Below are 19,033 nucleotides of genomic sequence, written 5' to 3'. Positions count from 1 at the left end.
AACGAATTAAATCACCCATAACGTTGTTAAAAATTTTAATTTAGAACAGCTAAGTATAAAAATTTTTGCCTAGTTATAGCGCAATTTTCTTATCGTTAAATAGGCCTCATATATAAGCCGGTTGGTATAAGGAGAGTTACTATGAAAGCTTTGGCAGTATGTGTAATTATCTATTTATTACTGTTTACTGATTTAATAACGTTTGTGCAGATTGATTCTTGGCAGTTGCCGTTATGGATTGCTGATATTAGTTGGGCTGGGCTCGAGCTTGTAGGTGCTTTGGCCGCAATTATTGCTGTAGTTGCGGTAGTGGCTTTAATTACTATGGGATTAGTTGGTGCGGGTGTAGTGGCATTAGCAGGGACTGTTTTAGCGCTTTTATTCGGATCTATAATGATTGCATGGCCGTTACTATTTGTTGCAGTGTTGTGTTGGCTTGTTGCCGATAACAAAAAAGTAGCCTCTTAATCCTTAATTTGACTGACTATTATAGGTTAACTATGTTAAATTTAGCCTGTAATTTAAAGTTTTCATAAGGATAAGAATGATGACGAAACTATGTTTTTCGATGGCTTCTGCATTAATATTTAGTTTTTTTTCGTCATCGTTGGCGGCGCACTCAGGGCACGATCATGGTTCTGATGTGGCTGTGCTCGAAGTAACTAACGCGCAAGTTAGAGAGTTTTTACCTGGCAGTACTTCAACTGTAGGTTATTTAACCCTTATTAATCACAGTGGAGCCGCAGCAACTTTAACTAAGGCAACTATTGATGGCTTAGGGCGTGTTGAAATACACGAGCATTCACATGTAGACGGCATGATGAAAATGCAACAAGTTGAATCGGTTGAAATTAAGGCGCACGAAAGTGTCAGCTTTCAGCCTGGCGGTTATCATTTAATGGCATTTGAACCACAAGAGCCATTAAAAGTAGGACAAGAACGTAAACTCACACTATATTTTAGTGACGGTAATCGCTTATTTACTAATGCTCAAGTCGTGTCGCTTGAAGCGCAAGCTAAGCAGTCAAAATCATCTACTCAACACGCTCATCATTAGGAGTACACATGTCGCAACATAAAGGAAAAATAGCAGGAATAATTGTTTTACTGCTTATCATTTTTTACGCAATTGCTGTTTATTGGAGCACAGAACCTTCACGTTTTGACGTTGTTGCAAACGCGAAAGAGCAAGCGCAGCTTCGTAATGAAAAAATAGTAACGGGTTATGTAACTACTTCTACATTAATTACGGTAGCCAATACCTTACTAGATAAACCGGGTGGCTACTTATCAAATGATGTAATACCACCAAGTATTATTATGGATGATATGCCAGCGTGGGAATATGGCGCACTAGAAATGGTACGTGATTTATCGCTTTCTATGCGAAAAGATTTTAGCCGTTCTCAATCACAATCAACGGAACATGAAGCCCTTAAAAAGGCGCAGCCGCAGTTTAATATAAGCTCTGAGGCATGGGCATGGCCAAGTGCCGAAGGTGAGTACCAAAAAGGTATTGACTACTTAATGGTATATCGTGGACAAATTGCTAATGAGCATGAGCGCGATAGCCAATTTTACGCACGAGCAGATAACTTACGTAGTTGGCTTAAAGAAGCTGAAAAACGTTTAGGTAGCTTAAGCCAACGTTTAAGTGCGAGCGTAGGCCAAGAAAAAGTGAACACCGATTTAGCGGGTAATTCATCTAATAAACAAGCAACTCTTGCGCCACTGCAGCAGCAAGTAAGAACACCATGGTTAGAAATTGACGATGTGTTTTACGAGTCGCGCGGTGCAACTTGGGCATTACTGCATTTTTTACAAGCGATAGAGTATGACTTTAATGACGTACTTGAAAAGAAAAATGCACGTGTAAGCTTACAACAAATCATACGTGAACTAGAGGCGACTCAAGAAACAGTATGGAGCCCACTTATTTTAAACGGCAATGGTTTTGGCTATGTGGCAAACCATTCTTTAGTTATGGCAAATTATATTTCTAGAGCCAATGCGGCTTTAATCGAACTCAGCGAACTACTAGCTCAAGGATAAAAAATGAAAAAGTATTGTTTAGCAGCAGCCCTTTCAATGGCATGTTTAGCACCAGCAGCGCAAGCTGACACTCTACTAGGTTTATACGTAGGTGTTGATGGGTGGAAGTCAGATAACGATGGTCAATTTTCTTATAAAAATAATGCATCTCAAGATTTTAATTTTGAAGATGAGACTTTTGTAAGTTACTACGCGGCACTTGAGCACCCTGTACCATTAGTTCCAAATATTAAATTAAAGTATACCGAGCTTGAGTTAAATGGTTCTGCGCTACTTACAGATACATTTAGCTTTAATGGCTCTGATTATGTTGTAGGCTCTACGGTAAATACGGTAAGTGATTTAACACACATCGATTACATTTTTTATTATGAGATTTTTGATAATGACTTAATCTCAATTGACTTAGGTTTAAATGCTAAGCAGTTTGATGGTGATATTGTTGTAAATGGTACTACTCAAAATGGTGGTACTAACTTTACCGAAACAAAAGACTTCTCTGGTTTTGTTCCTCTTGCATACGGTCGTGCCGAAGCAGGCTTACCATTTACTGGTTTAAGTGTATTTTTTGAAGGTAGCTTTTTGGCTATTGACGATAGCAAAGTACAAGATTACCAAGTAGGCGTAGCGTGGGAACTTATTGATAACCTAGCAGTAGATGTTGCTGTTAAAGCAGGTTACCGCTCTATGGTATTAGAACTTGATGATGTAGATGATATTACTACTGATATTGATGCATCTGGCCCATTTGCGGGTATTCAGGTTCACTTTTAATTAGTATTTTCTAATTAAACAAAGCGTGGCATATTATTTTATTGCGTGCCACGCTAAATCAAACTCTCCCTCCAGCGCATTATTAATTAACTGCTTATAAATTTTATTTACAGGAAAATTAATGAGTTTAGATAACTCATCACCTGTTTGCGTGAATTTATAATAGCTCAATACCAAATCACTACTTTTTGCTTTTAACGTTACTTTTTGCGATAAAAATGAAAGGGTAAGTTCTTGTCCCGCTTTAAGCACTGCAGATTCAATTTCTTTTCTATACAGTAAATTAAGATCCATAAGTGTTAAAATATCAGGAAAACTAATACCTGTTTTACCTAAATTTAAAGATACTTTATTGCCTTTTCGTAGCAAATCAAACAATGACGGTTTTTTGTAAAAGCCGAGTAAAATAAAGTGGCTGTCGTCTTTTTCGTTATAGCCTGAGAGCGACACACATTTTTGCAAAGAGTCAGCTTCTCGCTGTGTCATATGCTTTAACGTTTGCAGGCTTTTAATTGAAAACGTACCAGGGTTGAGTGTTTCTCCCGTTAAAATTTTGGCCCATAAAGTTTGCATTGACGCATTTGAAGTATCTTCGCACAGTGCGATAAAATGCTCTACCCAGTCAGCATCAGGTTGTTTAGTACTTGCTACATCGGGGCAAAACCCCATAGCCATTGCTAAAATTGACTCTATATTTTGTTGTTGTTTTATTAGTAGTAAATCTTGGCGCTTTTGGGCACGAGCTAAAACAGAGTTTTCACTGTTGATATGATAAAGCGGCTTAACTTGGCCTTTAATATCGTAATTTTGTTCGGGGGTAGGCAGTATTCCGTTACTGCCTATTTTTGTTATAGGGTAACCAAGTAAGGATTCGATAATGTTAGCAAGGTTAATTCTCGCTTGTGCTGTCTTGACTGGCATGGCTGTGCATTGTCCTTTGTGAATGACTAAGCTGAGCAACAGTTTTAAGGTTATTTAACCCCATTGAAACTGTATTACGGAGCACATATTCGCTCAAAATTGCGGTGTAACCCGATATTAAAGGGGCGGTTGTTTGTCCGTTAATCTTACATATTAAAGTGACGATACCGTTTTGCTCACTAAAATTAAAAGTCCCCCTAATAATATGCTCAGCATTTAAAAGTATATTAAAGCTGACCTTATTTTGACTCACCGAAGTTATGATCATTTCACCATACCCCCATTTGCCCTTCCAAGACTGATGAGCACCCAGGCCAGAGCTTGGTTCGCCCAAGGTAAAACGTATACTGGGGTCTACTTTTTCCCATGGAGACCATTTTTGCCATTGATTAAAGTCAGTAATAAGCGGTTTTACTGCGTCAATATTTGCATTGATTTCTATTGTTTTATTTACATTATAACTTTGGGGAAGTATCAGCCCTACCAGCACTAATACCAATAACAATAACAGTACGCCTTTGATTAATATTTTTAATGGTTTAATAAGCACACCTTTTATTAGTTTTTTGAGTTGAAATACAACAACTTTTTATTAATCGACTATAGTATGAATTAGATTATAAACCAAAAATAATTTATAAATTGCTACCTAGGAGAGCGAATGTCGTCAGATCAAAACGATTTTTTATTTTTTGAACAAGACTATGAAGATGATGCAGTAATTGAGCCGACTAAGTTTTGGGATATTTTAATTGTTGATGACGAACCTGAGATCCACTCTGTAACAAAGTTGGCTTTGTCTGGGGTTGAGTTTTGGGGGGCAGGCTTGCGATTTCATGATGCCTATTCGGGAGCTGAAGCAATAGAGATTTTAGCTAAAAATAACAATATTTCAGTTATTTTTTTAGATGTTGTTATGGAAACTGACGATGCTGGCTTGCAGGTTGTAAAAAGGGTGCGTGACGAATTAAATAATCAACATGTAAGAATTATTTTAAGAACAGGGCAAGCTGGTAATACACCAGAGGAAAAAGTAATACGTGAGTACGACATAAATGATTATAAAACTAAAACAGAACTCACTCGCTCTAAATTAGTAACATCGCTCATAACCGCTATTCGCTCTTACGAGCAGGTATGCCAGCTTGAATATCAAAGTAATGCAATGAACACGATTGTTTCTGCATCAAAGTCTATTTTAGGGCTTACTGATATTAAGCAACTATGCAAAGAAATCATCAAGCACATGAGTATTATTTTAAAGTGTTCACCTCGAGGGCTTGTGTGCAGCAAATTAGATGGCGATGACTTTATTCAAGTCTTAGGTGGTTGTGGGCATTACGAAAATTACTTTGGTGAAAAATTAATTAATGTTGATAGCAAAGTATTTAAACAAGTCGAGTCGTGTTTTGATTTATCAAAGCATCAACATACAGACTCAAGTGCAACATTTGTATTAAAAAGTAAGCATAGAAAAGCGGCTTTATATATAGAATGTGACCATGTTCCTTTGCAAGCACAATTGCAGTTTGCTGAAATCTTCTTAACAAATGTGAGTGTGGCCCTCGATAATATAAGGCTGTTTGTAAAGTTAAGAGATGCAGCTTATAAAGATGTGCTTACAGGTATTTCAAATCGTACCAATTTTATTGAACGGGTAGAGCGTTATCAAAAGCCGCACGTGAATGATTATGTATTTGTACTACTTGATATAGTTAATTTTGCAGATATTAATAACGGCTTAGGGCAAGAGGTCGGCAATAAAGTATTAATTGGCATTGTGCAAAGGTTAAAAGAAAACTACCCAACAGCTAAATTACTATCTCGTATTGGTGCTGATGTTTTTGGTTTTATTATTCGTCAAGGCGAACTCGACTTAAAAAAATTGAATGAGCAGTTAGGTGTTCCATTTTGCGCAGAAGAGCATACATTGCCTATCGATTTTAGATTGGGTTTATGCCAACAGCAAGACTTTCAAAGTAGCGGGATTGATACACTTAAAGTTGCTTATATTGCACTTAATCAAGCTAAAAAAACAAAACACAAAGAGGGAATTTATTACAGTGTAGACATGCAAGATAAAATGGCTTGGCGCATAGGAATTATTAGACAATTACGTCATGATTTTGCTCGAAACAAGTTAGAGGTATGGTATCAACCTCAACTTTCATTAGATGACTTGTCTTTAATTGGGTGTGAGGCATTACTTAGGTGGCCCACCGGTAACGGATCATATATATCGCCAGCGGTATTTGTTCCACTTGCAGAAGATGCGGGTTTGATTGTTGATATAGGGCAGTGGGTTTTAGAGCAAGCTTGCCAACAACAAAAGCGCCTAGAAAATATGGGTACCGAAATTTGTATTGCGGTTAATGTGTCTGTTCCGCAGTTTAAAGTAAAAGGTTATGCTCAAAACGTTAAAAATACATTATTAAAATATGGTGTTAAGCCAAAAAACATAGAATTAGAAGTCACTGAAAGCGTAGTAATGGATGAACTCGAAACTGTTATTAATACACTTAGAGAGCTTCAAGAGCTAGGGATGGAAGTTGCTATTGATGACTTTGGGACTGGCTTTTCATCGCTTAGTTATATACAAAGTTTACCCTTGGATAGATTGAAAATAGATCGTGCATTTATTAAAGATCTGCCAAATGATGACACTGGCGCTATTGCTGCCTTAGTTATTTCTCTTGGTGCTAAGTTGGGTTTAAAAACGATTGCTGAAGGCGTTGAAACACAAGAACAAGCCCAGTTCTTAAAAAACTTAGGCTGTGATGAGGTACAAGGTTTTATGTATGCTAAACCCATGCCTGAGCATGAATTGATAGAATTTATAAATAAACGCTAAAAAAGATTAACTTATTATTTAAGCTAATGAACGATTTAGAATTTAAAGCGCGATATGCTTTGACTACTTTGTATATATAAAGAATTTAGTAGGGTATAATTCGCGCCTTTTGTTATTCTACGGCCACAATTATGAGCACACTCAAAGCTAAGCGCGCCTTATTTTCATACCCTAAATACTGGGCTGAATGTTATGGCACCGCGCCATTTTTACCAACTACACGTGAAGAAATGGATGCACTTGGCTGGGATAGTTGCGACATAATAATAATTAGTGGCGATGCGTATGTTGACCATCCTAGTTTTGGTATGGCGGTAATCGGCCGTGTACTTGAAGCGCAAGGCTTTAGAGTGGGTATTATTGCCCAACCTGCATGGGACTCTAAAGATGCATTTATGGAGCTCGGCAGACCGAATTTATTTTTTGGTGTAACAGCCGGCAACATGGATTCGATGATCAACCGCTATACAGCGGAAAAACGCATGCGCCACGATGATGCTTACACGCCTAATAACGTTGGCGGTAAGCGCCCAGATCGCGCCGTGATGATTTACTCGCAAAAATGCCGTGAAGCATACAAAGGTATCCCAATTGTTATTGGCGGTATTGAAGCCAGCCTTCGCCGTATTGCTCATTACGACTATTGGCAGGAAAAAGTACGTCGTAGTATTTTGTTTGATGCAAAAGCCGATATTTTAATTTACGGTAACGCAGAGCGCCCGCTAGTTGAAGTTGCACACCGTATTGCGGCGGGTGAAACGATGGATACGATTCAGGATATTCGCGGCACGGCTGTTATTCGAAAAGAGCCTCTACCTGGTTGGCGTGGCAGTGATTCTACCGCTATTGATAAAATTGGTAAAATCGACCCTATCCCAAACCCATATGGCGCGGATGATGTTGGCTGTAGTAAATCTGAATTTAAACAAGCAGGTATTGATTTAAAAGCAGAAGCGGCAAAACCAATCATGGTTCAGCCTGCACGTCCTAAGCCGTGGGAAAAAACCTATGTTAAGTTACCTGCTTATGAGCAAGTAAGTGTTAACAAACCTTTATACGCCCATGCCTCGCGAATTTTACATCAAGAAACAAACCCTGGTTGTGCAAGAGCGCTTTACCAACGACATGGCGATCGTTCTATTTGGGTAAACCCGCCAGCATATCCATTAGAAACACATGAGATGGATGCTGTATTTGGTTTGCCGTATCAGCGTATTCCTCACCCAAGTTATGGTGATGCTAAAATACCTGCTTACGATATGATTAAAACGTCAGTTAATATTATGCGTGGCTGTTTTGGTGGTTGTTCGTTTTGCTCAATTACAGAGCATGAAGGGCGCATTATTCAAAGTCGTTCGCAAGAATCTATTATTGAAGAAATTGAACAAATTAGAGATAAAGTTCCCGGCTTTACTGGTGTTATTTCTGATTTAGGTGGCCCAACGGCGAATATGTATAAGCTGCGCTGTACGAGTAAAAAGGCCGAGAGTACCTGTAGACGCTTATCATGTGTGTATCCAGATATTTGTAAACACATGGATACAGATCATACGCCAACAATAGATTTGTATAAAAAAGCACGTGAAGTTAAGGGTATTAAAAAGGTATTGATTGCTTCAGGTGTACGTTACGATTTAGCTGTACGCGACCCGCGTTACGTTAAAGAATTAGTAACGCACCATGTAGGCGGTTACTTAAAAATAGCGCCAGAGCATACAGAGGATGGTCCATTATCAAAAATGATGAAACCAGGTATGGGAGCGTACGATCAATTTAAAGAACTATTTGATAAGTACTCTAAAGAAGCTGGTAAAAAGCAGTATTTAATTCCTTACTTTATATCTGCTCACCCAGGTACAAAAGATGAAGACATGGTAAACATGGCTTTATGGCTTAAATCAAACGACTTTAAGCTTGATCAGGTACAAAATTTTTACCCATCACCTATGGCTAATGCGACGACTATTTACCATACAGAGATGAACTCTTTGCGTAATATAAAAAACAACTCAGAAGTTGTTCCAGTACCTAAAGGCGCACGCCAACGTAGATTACATAAAGCTATTTTACGCTACCACGATGCAGCTGGTTGGCCAATGATACGTGAAGCTCTACGTAAAATGGGTAAAGCTAATTTAATTGGTAAAGGGCCTAACTGTTTAGTGCCAGAAGAAGGGCGCGATGAAAAAGCAGGTAAAGGTGGTAGTAAAGGCGGACGTCCTGCACTAACGCGACATACTGGTTTTAGCCAATTTAAAAAGGCAAACACTAAACCAAAAGTAGGCGGTAATCGTCAAAGCACACGTTAGTAATTTTATTTGCTAATAGATAAGGGTAATTGCGGTACGCGTTTTTTAGCTTTTTATACGTAAATTAAGTAAGCTTTGCTCTTTATTACCTATATTATTGTAGGTGATAAAGGGTGAGGTTTTAGAGCCCCTCTTTTTAGATATCCTGTGCTAAGTTTAGCTTTTTTTAAAGCATTGATGATAACCACAAACGCAATTTAAGTGACCATAACGGCTGAATGCCGGTGAGTCCTTGCGTCATTTTATTATCTTTTAAGATTATATAAGATGGCGTGACTTGTCCCTGCCAATCGGAAAATATCTCCCCGTGTTGATCGTTAACAGTACTGAAGCTGTAGCCTTGCTCATTTAAATAATCATGCAGCTCTTGATCAGAGCCTGATTTTATCGCGATGCTCACAACAGGGTATTTATTCTCGTTTGCGAGTTCGTTTATGGCAGGGGAGGTAATACTACAAATAGGACACCAAGTTCCCCAAAAATACACAAGCGTGGGTTTATCTTGGCTCATTGCTGCTAAATTAATGTTTTGCCCTTTATAGTCGATTAATTGTAATTGAGGATTTGCTGGCATGACAGGTTGCCGCCACCAATTGACGGCGGTATAAATGACGAAAAATATAGAGCCATATACCAGTAGACTTTTTAATATGGATACGCTTTTTTGTTTTAGCGTTTTTTTAGGTATGTCATTTTTATGTTTGGTATCCGTTGCCATAGCTACTGATTTACCCTAAGTATTTTTGCTGTAGTTTTTTACATTTAAAGCGTTTAATTTATATCAGCAACCATGTAGCAGTACCTAAAAAGGCGAATATACCAACAATATCAGTCACCGTGGTTAGCACCACACTCCCTGCAAGAGCAGGGTCTATATTCATTCTTTTAAGAATTATTGGAATACTTGCACCAGCAACACCTGCCACCACTAAGTTCATAAACATAGCGAAGGCGAGTACGCCACCAAGCATAAAGTCCCACTGCCATAGCGCAATAACACCCGCAATTAATAGTGACCACAAAATACCGTTTAGCGCGCCAATGGCCAGTTCTTTCATCATCAAGAAACGTTGGTTTGTTTGGTTTATATGACCTACAGCAATACCACGGATAACAAGCGTTAATGATTGGCTACCAGCAACACCACCCATAGAAGGGACAATACCGTTAAGCACAGCCAAAATAGGGAGCACATCTAAAGTGCCTTCAAAAAAGCTAGCTACAAAAGCAGCAGCAAGTGCGGTTAGTAAATTAACTCCTAGCCAAACTGAGCGTTTTTTAGAGCTTTTTAGTACAGGCGCGAATGTATCCTCTTCATCATCAAGACCGGCTAGGCTTAATAAGCTATGCTCGGCATCTTCTCGGATTACATCAACGATGTCATCGATAGTAACACGACCGAGGAGTTGGTCGTTATCGTCCACTACAGGGGCCGATATCCAATTATGACGCTCAAATAATTGCGCTACTTCACTTTCATCCATAGAGATTGGGATAGACTCACAATCTTCATCCATTAAATCGCGGACAATTTTTTCTGGCGGATTAGTTAATAATGTACTCAGCGATAAAGCGCCTATAAAGCAGTTATGTTTATCAACAACGTACAAGTCATCTGTACCTTCTGGTAGCTCACCACGCAGTCTAATATAACGAAGTACAACATCGAGCGTTACATCAGGGCGAATGGTCACCGTATCGGTGTTCATTAGCGCACCAGCTGAACGCTCTTGATATGACAGTGCTTGCGTGGCACGTTCACGGTCTTGAATGTCCATCGCACTAACAACGTCTTTATAGACGGTATCTGGCAGGCTACGTAATACTTCACCTAAGTCATCGTGGCCCATATCTTCAGTTGCGGCGGCAATGTGCTTAGGTTCCATTTGGGCAATAATGCCTAAACGAACATCTTCAGATAATTCTTCAAGAACATCACCCTGCACATCAGGATCGACCAATTGCCAAAGCAGTCGGCGAATTTTATGCGGTGATGATTCTAATAATAATGCGGTATCACAAGGAGCCGTTTTTGCGAGCATGCGCCTAACTTGAACAAATTGACCACTATTGAGTGACTTCGTCACCTGTTTTAGTTGCTGTAGTGGGTAATCTTGTTCAAAAGCTTCTGGCATTGGCGTCCTTTATAAATTGTTATATTACTTTATGGGGGGAGGTGAGTTAACTGGCGTTACTAACCTATTTATTTTATATATCTGTTTTAATTGAAGCATTAGTAATGCGAATATTGTTTTTATAAAACAGGTTATTCTTGTTCATTAAAGCGTTGTGCTATTAATTCTCCAACAGCGTGTAAAGCTTGCTCAGAATCAGGGCCTTTACAAACAACTTTAACTTCTTTTCCTTGGCTACTTTCAAGTAACATTAATGCAAGTACGCTATCGCCTGCGGCTTCTTTGTCATCTTGGAATAATGTGATTGTAGCATCAAATTGTACTGCTAATTGCGCAAGCACAGTAGCTGCTCTGGCGTGTAAGCCTAATTTGTTTTTTATTAAAAAGGTATCTTCACAATGCATAACTTACTCTACCTAAGCTGAACAGGTGATTATTCAGCTATATTATTTTTCTTGCTCGCGATGGCGAATTTTTACATTGGGATGTGTCATTGCAAAACTTTCACCGATAGTTTGCGCTAAATACACAGAGCGATGTTGCCCGCCTGTACACCCAATAGCAATGGTTAAATAACTGCGGTTATTTCTTTCTAAATGCGGTAACCACGTTTGTACAAATGTTTGAATTTGCCATGTGAATTTTTGCACTATGCTGTGATTAGCTAAATAGTCTTTAACCGGTTGATCTAACCCATTTAAAGGCTTTAACTCTGGTTCCCAGTGTGGATTTGGTAAAAAGCGTGCATCAAATACGTAGTCTGCTTCTTTTGGTATACCGTGTTTAAAACCAAATGATTCAAATGTGACAATCAGTTGCTTATCTTTTTTACCTAAAATCTTTTCACGAATAGATTCAGCGAGTTGATGAACACTTAAATCAGTCGTATCTATCATAAAGTCGGCGCGAGTGGTTAATACATCAAGTAATTCTTTTTCTTTTTTGATGGCTAAATCAAGAGGCAACGAGTCTATTGATAGTGGGTGTAATCTGCGTGTTTCAGAAAAGCGTTTGATCAATGTCTGATCGTCACTATCTAAATAAAACAACGTAGGGTTTGCAAAGCCAGGCAAGTATTCAAAAATATCGTTAAATTCATCTTGTTCTTTAGGGATGTTGCGCACGTCTATGCTAACAGCAATTTTATCGTAGCTATTAGATACACTGCGAACTAATGAAGGTAGTAGGTTTACTGGAATATTATCTACGCAATAATAACCTAAATCTTCTACAACGCGCAAAGCAACCGACTTTCCAGAACCAGAACGGCCGCTTATGATAATTAACTCCATTTAACACCCTTTATAAAACTATGATTGATCGACAATAACTTGGTAAAGCTCAGTATCAGATTTTGCACTGCGTAACTGTTTACAAAAATCTTTGTTGTTTAGTTTATCAGCAATGGTTGCTAGAGTCTTTAAGTGCTGCTGGTTATCGCCATCTGGTACGATGAGTGCGACAAAAATATCAACAGGGCGATTATCGATTGCATCAAAGTTTATTGGAGTTTCGCTAACGAGCACTAAAGCCAAAGGCTCTTCTGCACCGCTCATTCTTCCATGAGGAATAGCAATGCCACGTCCTATACCTGTACTACCTAATTTCTCTCTGCTCATTAAAGCATTAAGAATATCTTGTTGCGGTAAATACGGAAGTTTGTCGTGAGCAAGTTCGCTAATGAACTCTAAAATTCTTTTTTTGCTATTAAAAAGGACCGCAGCTTTGCTGCAGTCCTGGCATATAAGTGAACTTAATTTCATCATATTAGTGTCGAGCAAGCTTCTCTTTGTGTTTGATTACTTGGCGATCGAGCTTGTCGATCAACGAGTCAATAGCGGCATACATATCTTGATGTTCTGTAGAGGCAAATAGCTCAGCACCGCTTACGTGTATTGTGGCTTCTGCTTTTTGATTTAATTTTTCTACATCGAGAATGACATGAACATTATTTATATGATCAGAGTGTCTTTCAAGCTTCGCAAATTTAGTATTAATATAGTCTCTTAGTGAATCGGTTAATTCTACGTGACGACCAGTTAAGTTTAGTTGCATAAGCATTACCCTCTTAGTTTAGCGTCTTAAATCAGACTTTTACGCTGATTTGACGGTGGAATAGCAAGAGATTCGCGGTATTTTGCGATTGTACGTCTTGCTACTTTAATTCCTTGCTCAGCCAATATATCCGCTATTTTGCTATCACTCAATGGTTTTGCTGAGTTTTCTGCTGCGATTAATTTTCGGATAAGCGCACGTATTGCTGTAGATGAACATTCACCACCGTTTTCAGTACTTACATGGCTTGAGAAAAAGTATTTAAGCTCAAATATACCACGGGGTGTATGCATGTACTTTTGAGTAGTTACGCGTGAAATTGTCGATTCGTGCATTTCTACCATTTCAGCGACATCATTTAAAACCATTGGTTTCATGGCTTCAGGGCCATGTTCAAAAAAGCCTTGTTGTTGCTTAACAATACAATTAGTAACTTTTAATAGCGTGTCGTTTCTACTTTCTAAGCTTTTAATAAACCATTTAGCTTCTTGTAAATGTGAGCGAATAAACTGGCTGTCACCACTTGATTTTACAGTGCGAGACATTGCCGCGTATTGGCTATTAACACGAATTTTAGGCATGCTATCTGGGTTTAATTCGACAACCCAGCGGCCTTTAATTTTTTTAACTGACACATCAGGAATAACATACTCAGATTCTTCCCTTACTATAGTATCTGCAGGTTTTGGGTTGAGAGTATGTATTAGTGTCATTACTTCTTTAAGCTCTTCTTCTTTGAGCTTAGTTTTTTTCATTAATGTACGATAGTCGCGAGCTGCTAATAGATCAATATGCTCGGTTAAAATCATTTTCGTTTCATTAATGTAAGGTGTTTCTTTATCAAATTGATTAAGCTGAATACACAAACACTCTTGTAAACTACGTGCAGCAATACCAACAGGATCAAACAGTTGGATGCGTTTTAATACCGCTTCAATTTCATCAAGTTCAACTTCGTTATCATCTTCGTTTTCTTGATTAAAGCTTTCTAAAATTTCTTCGCAACTGAGAGTTAAAATACCTGAATCATCGACGGCTTCTACAATCGCAATAGCGATGGCTTCATCGGTAGGGCTAAATGGCGTTAGTTGTAATTGCCACATTAAATACTCATGGAGCGTTTCAGTAGAGGCGCCTTGGTATATTGATTCGTCTTCAGGCATTGGACCTGATGAGGCTGCAGGAGCGGCACTCATGTACTCATCCCAACTAACATCCATAGCCATGTCGTCACTTAGCGTGTCTTTTGCAAGTGCTTCACCAGTATCTTGTTCATATTCGCTCGGAGCATCATCAGCAGATGCGCTAACAGTTATGTCATCGGTATCAGCTTTTTGCTCGTTTTTACCAGCAGCGTCTTCGGAATAGTCTGCCTCTTCAACCTCTAATAGTGGATTACTGTCGAGAGCTTCTTGTATTTCTTGCTGGAGATCCAATGTACTGAGTTGCAACAAACGAATAGCTTGTTGCAGCTGTGGAGTCATTGTAAGTTGCTGGCCCATGCGCAGCTGTAGTGATTGCCTCATGTATCTCTAACAATCCTTTTATGTTGTTATAATTAATACTAGCAGATGCTTAAAGACATGGCGTAAATGTTACAGCCTAAATTGCTCGCCTAAGTAAACATCGCGTACTGTTTTATCATTTAATACGTGTTCTGGAGTACCTGATGCAATCAGCTCCCCATGAGAAACAATGTAGGCTTTTTCACAAACATCAAGGGTCTCTCTTACGTTATGGTCGGTAATTAATACACCAATCCCACGATTTTTAAGATGTTCTATTATTTTCTTTATATCTAATACCGAAATAGGGTCAACACCGGCAAACGGTTCATCCAGTAGTATAAATTTAGGATCTGCTGCCAGTGCTCGTGCTATTTCTACACGACGACGTTCTCCACCCGATAATGCCATACCTTGGCTATCACGAATGTGTTGTATGCTAAATTCATCTAATAAGTTATTGAGCGTGTCTTCTCTGGCTTGTTTATTTAGTTCTTTGCGCGTTTCTAAAATGGCCATTAAGTTTTGATAAACAGTCAGCTTTCTAAAAATCGATGACTCTTGTGGTAAGTAGCCTATGCCTAATCTAGCACGACTATGCATAGGTAAAAGAGTAATATCGTTATCATCAATAGATATTTTACCTTTGTCGCTAGGAACAAGCCCTACAATCATATAAAAAGTCGTTGTTTTACCAGCACCGTTAGGGCCAAGTAAGCCAACTATACTGCCAGCTTGTACTTCAAGGCCGACGTTTTTTACAACTTCACGACCTTTATAGCTTTTTGCCAATAGTTCTGCTTTTAATGTGCTCATGGTTGACCTTTATCGCCTTTTTTACTTTTTTTAGTTTCGATCGGTACTAAAATTGTGTGAACGCGGTCAGTTGAGTTTTCATCTTTTTCGGCACTGATTAGCTGCTGCTCTATATCGTAGGTAATGCTTTTAGCATTTATTTTTTGTCCCGCTTGCGATACTTGTGCATTACCAACAAGCGTTAAAAAACGCTTAGATACATCATAACGCACTTCGTCAGCACTGGCGCTCATAGTCGTGCCATCTGATTGCTTTTCTTCAAAGTGCGCAGGGCTACCTGTAGCAATTAATAATTGTTTATTATCACCAAGTTCATCGCGTTTGTGCACTTCGAGGCGATCGGCTGTAATGCGGCGATTACCGTGAATAATCTCAACGTTTTTCTCAAAAATACCCACATTAGCTTTTAATTGACCTTCTTGCTTGTCGGCACTTATTGAAATTTGATTGGCAGCAGGTTGCGTGTTTTGCTCTGCAGCACTACTATTAAACGCTAGTATAAGTGTAGGAATTATCAGTGATTTTAATATTTTATTGGTCATAATATATGGTTCGCGTATGGTTAATTAGTTTTATCACTTCGGTTTTTAAGTCGGCCTCTAGGCCTTTACCAGTGATTTTTAAATTGGGTCCAGTGATAATGACGGGTTGCTCCGAACGCATTGTTAATAGCTTTATATCTACCTGAATATTATCAGCATTGATTTTGTCTATCATGGCGTTATCGGTTAAATTTTTGGCAACCACATTACCTTCTAAAATTAATTGTTTATCTTCGTATAATGTTGCTTCGTCTGCATTTATTTGCCACGTTTGTTGTTCGTTATATAAAGTAAAAATGGGTTTTTCGAAAAACGTGAAACCTAATTGCTGGTATAGCTCCATTTTAGCCGCAGTGACTTTGTGGCTAATTTTACCTTGCTCATCATAGGCTGTCTGTTTGAGCTCAATAGCTATGTAATCAGGCTTAGCAATAACTTCTGGCTCAGCCTGAGGCACAATATTTGTTTGTGTAAAATAAGGGTACCAAAGCCAAACCATACAGCTAATGAATAAAACGCTTAATATTATGCGCGCTGCATTCATGAACTAGTGCCTTGTGTAGTCAATGCTTTACCATTTTCAAGCATGAGCAAATCGGTGAGTTCTCTCACAGCACCAAAACCGCCAGGCATTTGCGTTACATAATGTGACAAACGCTTAATAAGTGGGTGGGCATCATTTACTGCAACGGCAAAGCCTACTAACTCCATAACAGGCATGTCAGGACCGTCATCACCAATATAAGCAATTTGTTCATCGCTAAGGTTGAGTTTATCTTTTAATTCTTGATAGGCAATGAGCTTATTTTCTTGGCCTTGATAAATATGCTGTACGGTTAAGCTGCTCATACGTTGTTGTACTATCTGTGAATGACGACCAGTAATAACAGCTACTTCAAAGCCACTGTTTATAAGTGCTTTAATGCCAAAACCATCTTTTGTATTAAATGCTTTTAGCTCTTCACCTTGATTGCCAAGGTAAATACGGCCATCAGAAAATACACCATCAATATCGCATATAAGTAGTTTTACTTTTTTAGCGCGTGCTTTTGCATCATCGCTCAGCGGTTGATAGAGTTCTTCAAATTGCATTTATAACACTCCTGCTTTTAATAGGTCTTGCATATTTAATGCGCCAATAGGTTGGTTTTTCTCATTGACGACGATTAGGCCATTTATACGTTTACGTTCCATAATATTGAGCGCTTCAGCGGCTAAAATATCTTGCGTAGCTGTAGTGCATGACTTAGTCATAACAACATCTATTTGTGTTGTATGAATATCAATTCTTTGTTCTAAAATGCGACGTAAGTCACCATCGGTAAATAACCCTACGAGTTGCTGATTTTCATCAACAATGGCTGTCATACCTAACCCTTTAGCTGACATTTCTATTAGGGCATCTTTAACTGTTTGTGAAACATCAATAATAGGTGTATTTGCGCCGCTGTGCATAACATCTTTTAAAGTAAGTAATAAGCGCTTGCCTAAACTACCACCTGGGTGAGATAGCGCGAAGTCATCAGCTGTAAAGCCGCGAGCTTCTAATAATGCAACTGCCATGGCATCGCCCATCGCAAGCGTTGCAGTGGTACTTGATGTAGGGGCTAGGCCCAATGAACAGGCTTCTTTTTCTACTTTAATGCACACATGTACATTAGCAAGGGTTGCCATGGTTGATTGCGTATTGCCAGTCATCGCTATCATTTTGGCACCAAGTCGTTTTAAAACCGGAATGATATTTAAAACTTCGCTGGTTTCCCCTGAATTAGAAATAAGCATAACCACGTCATTTTTAGTGATCATACCTAAATCACCATGACTTGCTTCACCAGGGTGAACAAAAAACGCAGGGCTGCCAGTACTTGCAAGGGTTGCCGCTATTTTATTGCCAATATGGCCTGATTTTCCCATGCCAATAACAATAATACGGCCTTCACAGTCGTACATTAATTGGCACGCGTTATGAAAATTTTCATCTACATATTGTGCAATATCACTAAGTGCTTGGCGCTCAACATCTAAAACGCGAAGGCCTTGTTCAATAAAGTTTAGCGTTGCCATCATTTACCCTACTTGACTAAAAATATACCCTTGGTAACCCAAAAACGCTATTAGCAATAAGCCGCCTTCTACCCTATTGATACGCTGGGTGCCTCTAAAGTTCAATGACATAATAATAAGAGCAAGTGTTGCACCAATCATAATTAATATATCTCGGCTTACTAACGATGGATCAATTGCTGAAGGATTAATAATACCTGCTAGAGGTAATACAGCTAAAATATTAAATATGTTTGAGCCAACAATATTACCTAGTGCTAAATCATCTTCATTTTTAAGTACACCTGCAACCGAGGCGGCAAGTTCAGGCAAGCTAGTACCAATGGCTATAATTGTTAAACCAATGACTAAGTCGCTTAAGCCGAAGTATTTAGCAATATCAACAGCTGAGCCGATTAAAAAATGAGAACTAACCGGCAGGAGTATCATGCCGACAATTAACCAAAATACCGCTTTTTTAGTAGGTACATCGTTTGGTACATCGTCGCAGGCTTCTGAGACAAATGGGTCATCTTGGTTTTTTGCACGCATAGATACAATAATTAACCCACCGATGAATACGATAAAGCCAACTAAAAGCGCAACACCTTCACTAAATGAAAAGTAGTTATCTGAGAACACATACCAAGTAGCTAAAGATACGAGCATAACTAATGGCATTTCACGTTTTAACGTACTAGATGAAACTGAAAGAGGGCGAAATAGAGCAGTGATACCTAACACAAGTAAAATGTTTGTAATATTAGAGCCAACAGCATTGCCAACCGCTGTGTCGGTTTTGTTAGCCAGAGCGGCAGAGGCTGAAACCATCATTTCAGGGGCTGAAGAGCCCATGGCTACAACGGTCAAACCAACAATAAGTGTAGGTACACCAAAGTTTTTAGCAAGAGCCGCAGCCCCATAAACAAACCTATCGGCACTCCAAACAAGAGCTGCAAAACCAAGAATTAAAATAACAAACGAGGTAACCATTGTGTTAAGCCAGTTATACAAAATACGGATGGCGCGA

General features: G+C 38.9%; 21 protein-coding genes. 6 read left to right on the top strand and 15 right to left on the bottom strand.

Annotation, left to right across the window (positions count from 1 at the left end):
- Positions 1 to 141 precede the first annotated feature (141 nt).
- The 4 genes from QT16_RS02810 (at position 142) to QT16_RS02795 (ending at position 2,826) form a co-directional block, all read left to right on the top strand.
- Positions 142 to 468: a hypothetical protein gene (locus QT16_RS02810; protein WP_002957925.1), complete on the top strand. Its 327-nt coding sequence runs from the start codon at positions 142 to 144 to the stop codon at positions 466 to 468.
- A gap of 79 nt (positions 469 to 547) precedes the next feature.
- Positions 548 to 1,057: a copper chaperone PCu(A)C gene (locus QT16_RS02805; protein ID WP_039485429.1), complete on the top strand. Its 510-nt coding sequence runs from the start codon at positions 548 to 550 to the stop codon at positions 1,055 to 1,057.
- Positions 1,058 to 1,065: 8 nt separating this feature from the next.
- Positions 1,066 to 2,052, top strand: a complete 987-nt coding sequence (locus QT16_RS02800) for a DUF2333 family protein (protein WP_024603343.1) — start codon at positions 1,066 to 1,068, stop codon at positions 2,050 to 2,052.
- Positions 2,053 to 2,055: 3 nt separating this feature from the next.
- A complete protein-coding gene (locus tag QT16_RS02795) occupies positions 2,056 to 2,826 on the top strand; it encodes a TIGR04219 family outer membrane beta-barrel protein (RefSeq protein ID WP_002957929.1) in 771 nt (256 codons plus the stop codon).
- 33 nt (positions 2,827 to 2,859) lie between these two features.
- Here the strand turns inward: QT16_RS02795 and QT16_RS02790 are convergent, their stop codons facing one another.
- Both QT16_RS02790 and QT16_RS02785 read right to left on the bottom strand, forming a co-directional pair.
- Positions 2,860 to 3,747, bottom strand: coding sequence for a TIGR03899 family protein (locus QT16_RS02790; RefSeq protein ID WP_039485422.1), 888 nt, complete (start codon positions 3,745 to 3,747; stop codon positions 2,860 to 2,862).
- Positions 3,716 to 4,297, bottom strand: a complete 582-nt coding sequence (locus QT16_RS02785) for an SRPBCC family protein (protein ID WP_080945049.1) — start codon at positions 4,295 to 4,297, stop codon at positions 3,716 to 3,718. The genes QT16_RS02790 and QT16_RS02785 overlap by 32 nt, the downstream gene beginning before the upstream one ends.
- Positions 4,298 to 4,408: 111 nt before the next feature.
- On the opposite strand from QT16_RS02785, the gene QT16_RS02780 reads away from it, so the two are divergent.
- Positions 4,409 to 6,598, top strand: a complete 2,190-nt coding sequence (locus tag QT16_RS02780) for a bifunctional diguanylate cyclase/phosphodiesterase (protein WP_039485419.1) — start codon at positions 4,409 to 4,411, stop codon at positions 6,596 to 6,598.
- Between the two features lie 131 nt (positions 6,599 to 6,729).
- On the top strand, positions 6,730 to 8,907 hold the full coding sequence (locus QT16_RS02775) for a YgiQ family radical SAM protein (RefSeq protein WP_039485414.1): 2,178 nt from the start codon (positions 6,730 to 6,732) through the stop codon (positions 8,905 to 8,907).
- A gap of 166 nt (positions 8,908 to 9,073) precedes the next feature.
- Here QT16_RS02775 and QT16_RS02770 read toward each other — a convergent pair whose 3' ends face one another.
- The 13 genes from QT16_RS02770 to QT16_RS02710 form a co-directional block, all read right to left on the bottom strand.
- Positions 9,074 to 9,481 (bottom strand): protein disulfide oxidoreductase, encoded by a 408-nt coding sequence (locus tag QT16_RS02770; RefSeq protein ID WP_220488593.1) that lies wholly within the window; start codon positions 9,479 to 9,481, stop codon positions 9,074 to 9,076.
- Between the two features lie 202 nt (positions 9,482 to 9,683).
- Positions 9,684 to 11,042 carry a magnesium transporter gene (mgtE, locus tag QT16_RS02765; protein ID WP_002957935.1) on the bottom strand — a complete coding sequence of 453 codons (1,359 nt, stop codon included), beginning with the start codon at positions 11,040 to 11,042 and terminating at the stop codon, positions 9,684 to 9,686.
- Positions 11,043 to 11,173: 131 nt separating this feature from the next.
- Positions 11,174 to 11,446 carry an HPr family phosphocarrier protein gene (locus tag QT16_RS02760; protein WP_002957937.1) on the bottom strand — a complete coding sequence of 91 codons (273 nt, stop codon included), beginning with the start codon at positions 11,444 to 11,446 and terminating at the stop codon, positions 11,174 to 11,176.
- Between the two features lie 42 nt (positions 11,447 to 11,488).
- Complete coding sequence (gene rapZ / locus QT16_RS02755) at positions 11,489 to 12,334, bottom strand: RNase adapter RapZ (protein ID WP_039485405.1); 846 nt, start codon at positions 12,332 to 12,334, stop codon at positions 11,489 to 11,491.
- A gap of 18 nt (positions 12,335 to 12,352) precedes the next feature.
- The gene (ptsN, locus tag QT16_RS02750; protein ID WP_024595797.1) at positions 12,353 to 12,805 is read right to left on the bottom strand and encodes a PTS IIA-like nitrogen regulatory protein PtsN; all 453 of its coding nucleotides are present in this window, start codon (positions 12,803 to 12,805) and stop codon (positions 12,353 to 12,355) included.
- A 4-nt stretch (positions 12,806 to 12,809) separates the two neighbouring features.
- Positions 12,810 to 13,097: a ribosome hibernation promoting factor gene (gene hpf / locus QT16_RS02745; RefSeq protein ID WP_007580301.1), complete on the bottom strand. Its 288-nt coding sequence runs from the start codon at positions 13,095 to 13,097 to the stop codon at positions 12,810 to 12,812.
- Between the two features lie 26 nt (positions 13,098 to 13,123).
- Positions 13,124 to 14,623: an RNA polymerase factor sigma-54 gene (locus QT16_RS02740; protein WP_002957941.1), complete on the bottom strand. Its 1,500-nt coding sequence runs from the start codon at positions 14,621 to 14,623 to the stop codon at positions 13,124 to 13,126.
- A 69-nt stretch (positions 14,624 to 14,692) separates the two neighbouring features.
- Complete coding sequence (gene lptB / locus QT16_RS02735; RefSeq protein WP_002957942.1) at positions 14,693 to 15,418, bottom strand: LPS export ABC transporter ATP-binding protein; 726 nt, start codon at positions 15,416 to 15,418, stop codon at positions 14,693 to 14,695.
- Positions 15,415 to 15,960: a lipopolysaccharide transport periplasmic protein LptA gene (gene lptA, locus QT16_RS02730; RefSeq protein ID WP_002957943.1), complete on the bottom strand. Its 546-nt coding sequence runs from the start codon at positions 15,958 to 15,960 to the stop codon at positions 15,415 to 15,417. Before lptA ends, lptB begins: the two co-directional genes overlap by 4 nt.
- Entirely contained in the window at positions 15,950 to 16,504 is a 555-nt protein-coding gene (lptC, locus tag QT16_RS02725; RefSeq protein WP_024606357.1) for an LPS export ABC transporter periplasmic protein LptC, read from the bottom strand. The genes lptA and lptC overlap by 11 nt, the downstream gene beginning before the upstream one ends.
- Positions 16,501 to 17,052, bottom strand: coding sequence for a 3-deoxy-manno-octulosonate-8-phosphatase KdsC (kdsC, locus tag QT16_RS02720; RefSeq protein ID WP_007580311.1), 552 nt, complete (start codon positions 17,050 to 17,052; stop codon positions 16,501 to 16,503). Before kdsC ends, lptC begins: the two co-directional genes overlap by 4 nt.
- On the bottom strand, positions 17,053 to 18,024 hold the full coding sequence (locus QT16_RS02715) for a KpsF/GutQ family sugar-phosphate isomerase (protein WP_002957946.1): 972 nt from the start codon (positions 18,022 to 18,024) through the stop codon (positions 17,053 to 17,055).
- Positions 18,025 to 18,027: 3 nt separating this feature from the next.
- On the bottom strand, positions 18,028 to 18,996 hold the full coding sequence (locus QT16_RS02710) for a calcium/sodium antiporter (protein WP_002957947.1): 969 nt from the start codon (positions 18,994 to 18,996) through the stop codon (positions 18,028 to 18,030).
- Positions 18,997 to 19,033 lie beyond the last annotated feature (37 nt).

Source organism: Pseudoalteromonas distincta (assembly GCF_000814675.1).
In the GTDB taxonomy this organism is placed as follows: domain Bacteria; phylum Pseudomonadota; class Gammaproteobacteria; order Enterobacterales; family Alteromonadaceae; genus Pseudoalteromonas; species Pseudoalteromonas distincta.
This window is presented reverse-complemented; position numbering and strand designations above follow the sequence as displayed.

Excerpts from the sequence above, each read along its gene's own strand:
- QT16_RS02770 (WP_220488593.1), bottom strand. The coding sequence starts at position 9,481 with ATGCCAGCAAATCCTCAATTACAATTAATCGACTATAAAGGGCAAAAC.
- lptC (WP_024606357.1), bottom strand. The coding sequence starts at position 16,504 with ATGAATGCAGCGCGCATAATATTAAGCGTTTTATTCATTAGCTGTATG.
- QT16_RS02800 (WP_024603343.1), top strand. The coding sequence starts at position 1,066 with ATGTCGCAACATAAAGGAAAAATAGCAGGAATAATTGTTTTACTGCTT.
- QT16_RS02810 (WP_002957925.1), top strand. The coding sequence starts at position 142 with ATGAAAGCTTTGGCAGTATGTGTAATTATCTATTTATTACTGTTTACT.
- lptB (WP_002957942.1), bottom strand. The coding sequence starts at position 15,418 with ATGAGCACATTAAAAGCAGAACTATTGGCAAAAAGCTATAAAGGTCGT.
- QT16_RS02710 (WP_002957947.1), bottom strand. The coding sequence starts at position 18,996 with ATGGTTACCTCGTTTGTTATTTTAATTCTTGGTTTTGCAGCTCTTGTT.
- hpf (WP_007580301.1), bottom strand. The coding sequence starts at position 13,097 with ATGCAACTAAACTTAACTGGTCGTCACGTAGAATTAACCGATTCACTA.
- rapZ (WP_039485405.1), bottom strand. The coding sequence starts at position 12,334 with ATGGAGTTAATTATCATAAGCGGCCGTTCTGGTTCTGGAAAGTCGGTT.
- lptA (WP_002957943.1), bottom strand. The coding sequence starts at position 15,960 with ATGACCAATAAAATATTAAAATCACTGATAATTCCTACACTTATACTA.
- mgtE (WP_002957935.1), bottom strand. The coding sequence starts at position 11,042 with ATGCCAGAAGCTTTTGAACAAGATTACCCACTACAGCAACTAAAACAG.
- QT16_RS02775 (WP_039485414.1), top strand. The coding sequence starts at position 6,730 with ATGAGCACACTCAAAGCTAAGCGCGCCTTATTTTCATACCCTAAATAC.
- ptsN (WP_024595797.1), bottom strand. The coding sequence starts at position 12,805 with ATGAAATTAAGTTCACTTATATGCCAGGACTGCAGCAAAGCTGCGGTC.
- QT16_RS02715 (WP_002957946.1), bottom strand. The coding sequence starts at position 18,024 with ATGGCAACGCTAAACTTTATTGAACAAGGCCTTCGCGTTTTAGATGTT.
- QT16_RS02795 (WP_002957929.1), top strand. The coding sequence starts at position 2,056 with ATGAAAAAGTATTGTTTAGCAGCAGCCCTTTCAATGGCATGTTTAGCA.
- QT16_RS02740 (WP_002957941.1), bottom strand. The coding sequence starts at position 14,623 with ATGAGGCAATCACTACAGCTGCGCATGGGCCAGCAACTTACAATGACT.
- QT16_RS02780 (WP_039485419.1), top strand. The coding sequence starts at position 4,409 with ATGTCGTCAGATCAAAACGATTTTTTATTTTTTGAACAAGACTATGAA.
- QT16_RS02790 (WP_039485422.1), bottom strand. The coding sequence starts at position 3,747 with ATGCCAGTCAAGACAGCACAAGCGAGAATTAACCTTGCTAACATTATC.
- QT16_RS02760 (WP_002957937.1), bottom strand. The coding sequence starts at position 11,446 with ATGCATTGTGAAGATACCTTTTTAATAAAAAACAAATTAGGCTTACAC.
- kdsC (WP_007580311.1), bottom strand. The coding sequence starts at position 17,052 with ATGCAATTTGAAGAACTCTATCAACCGCTGAGCGATGATGCAAAAGCA.
- QT16_RS02805 (WP_039485429.1), top strand. The coding sequence starts at position 548 with ATGACGAAACTATGTTTTTCGATGGCTTCTGCATTAATATTTAGTTTT.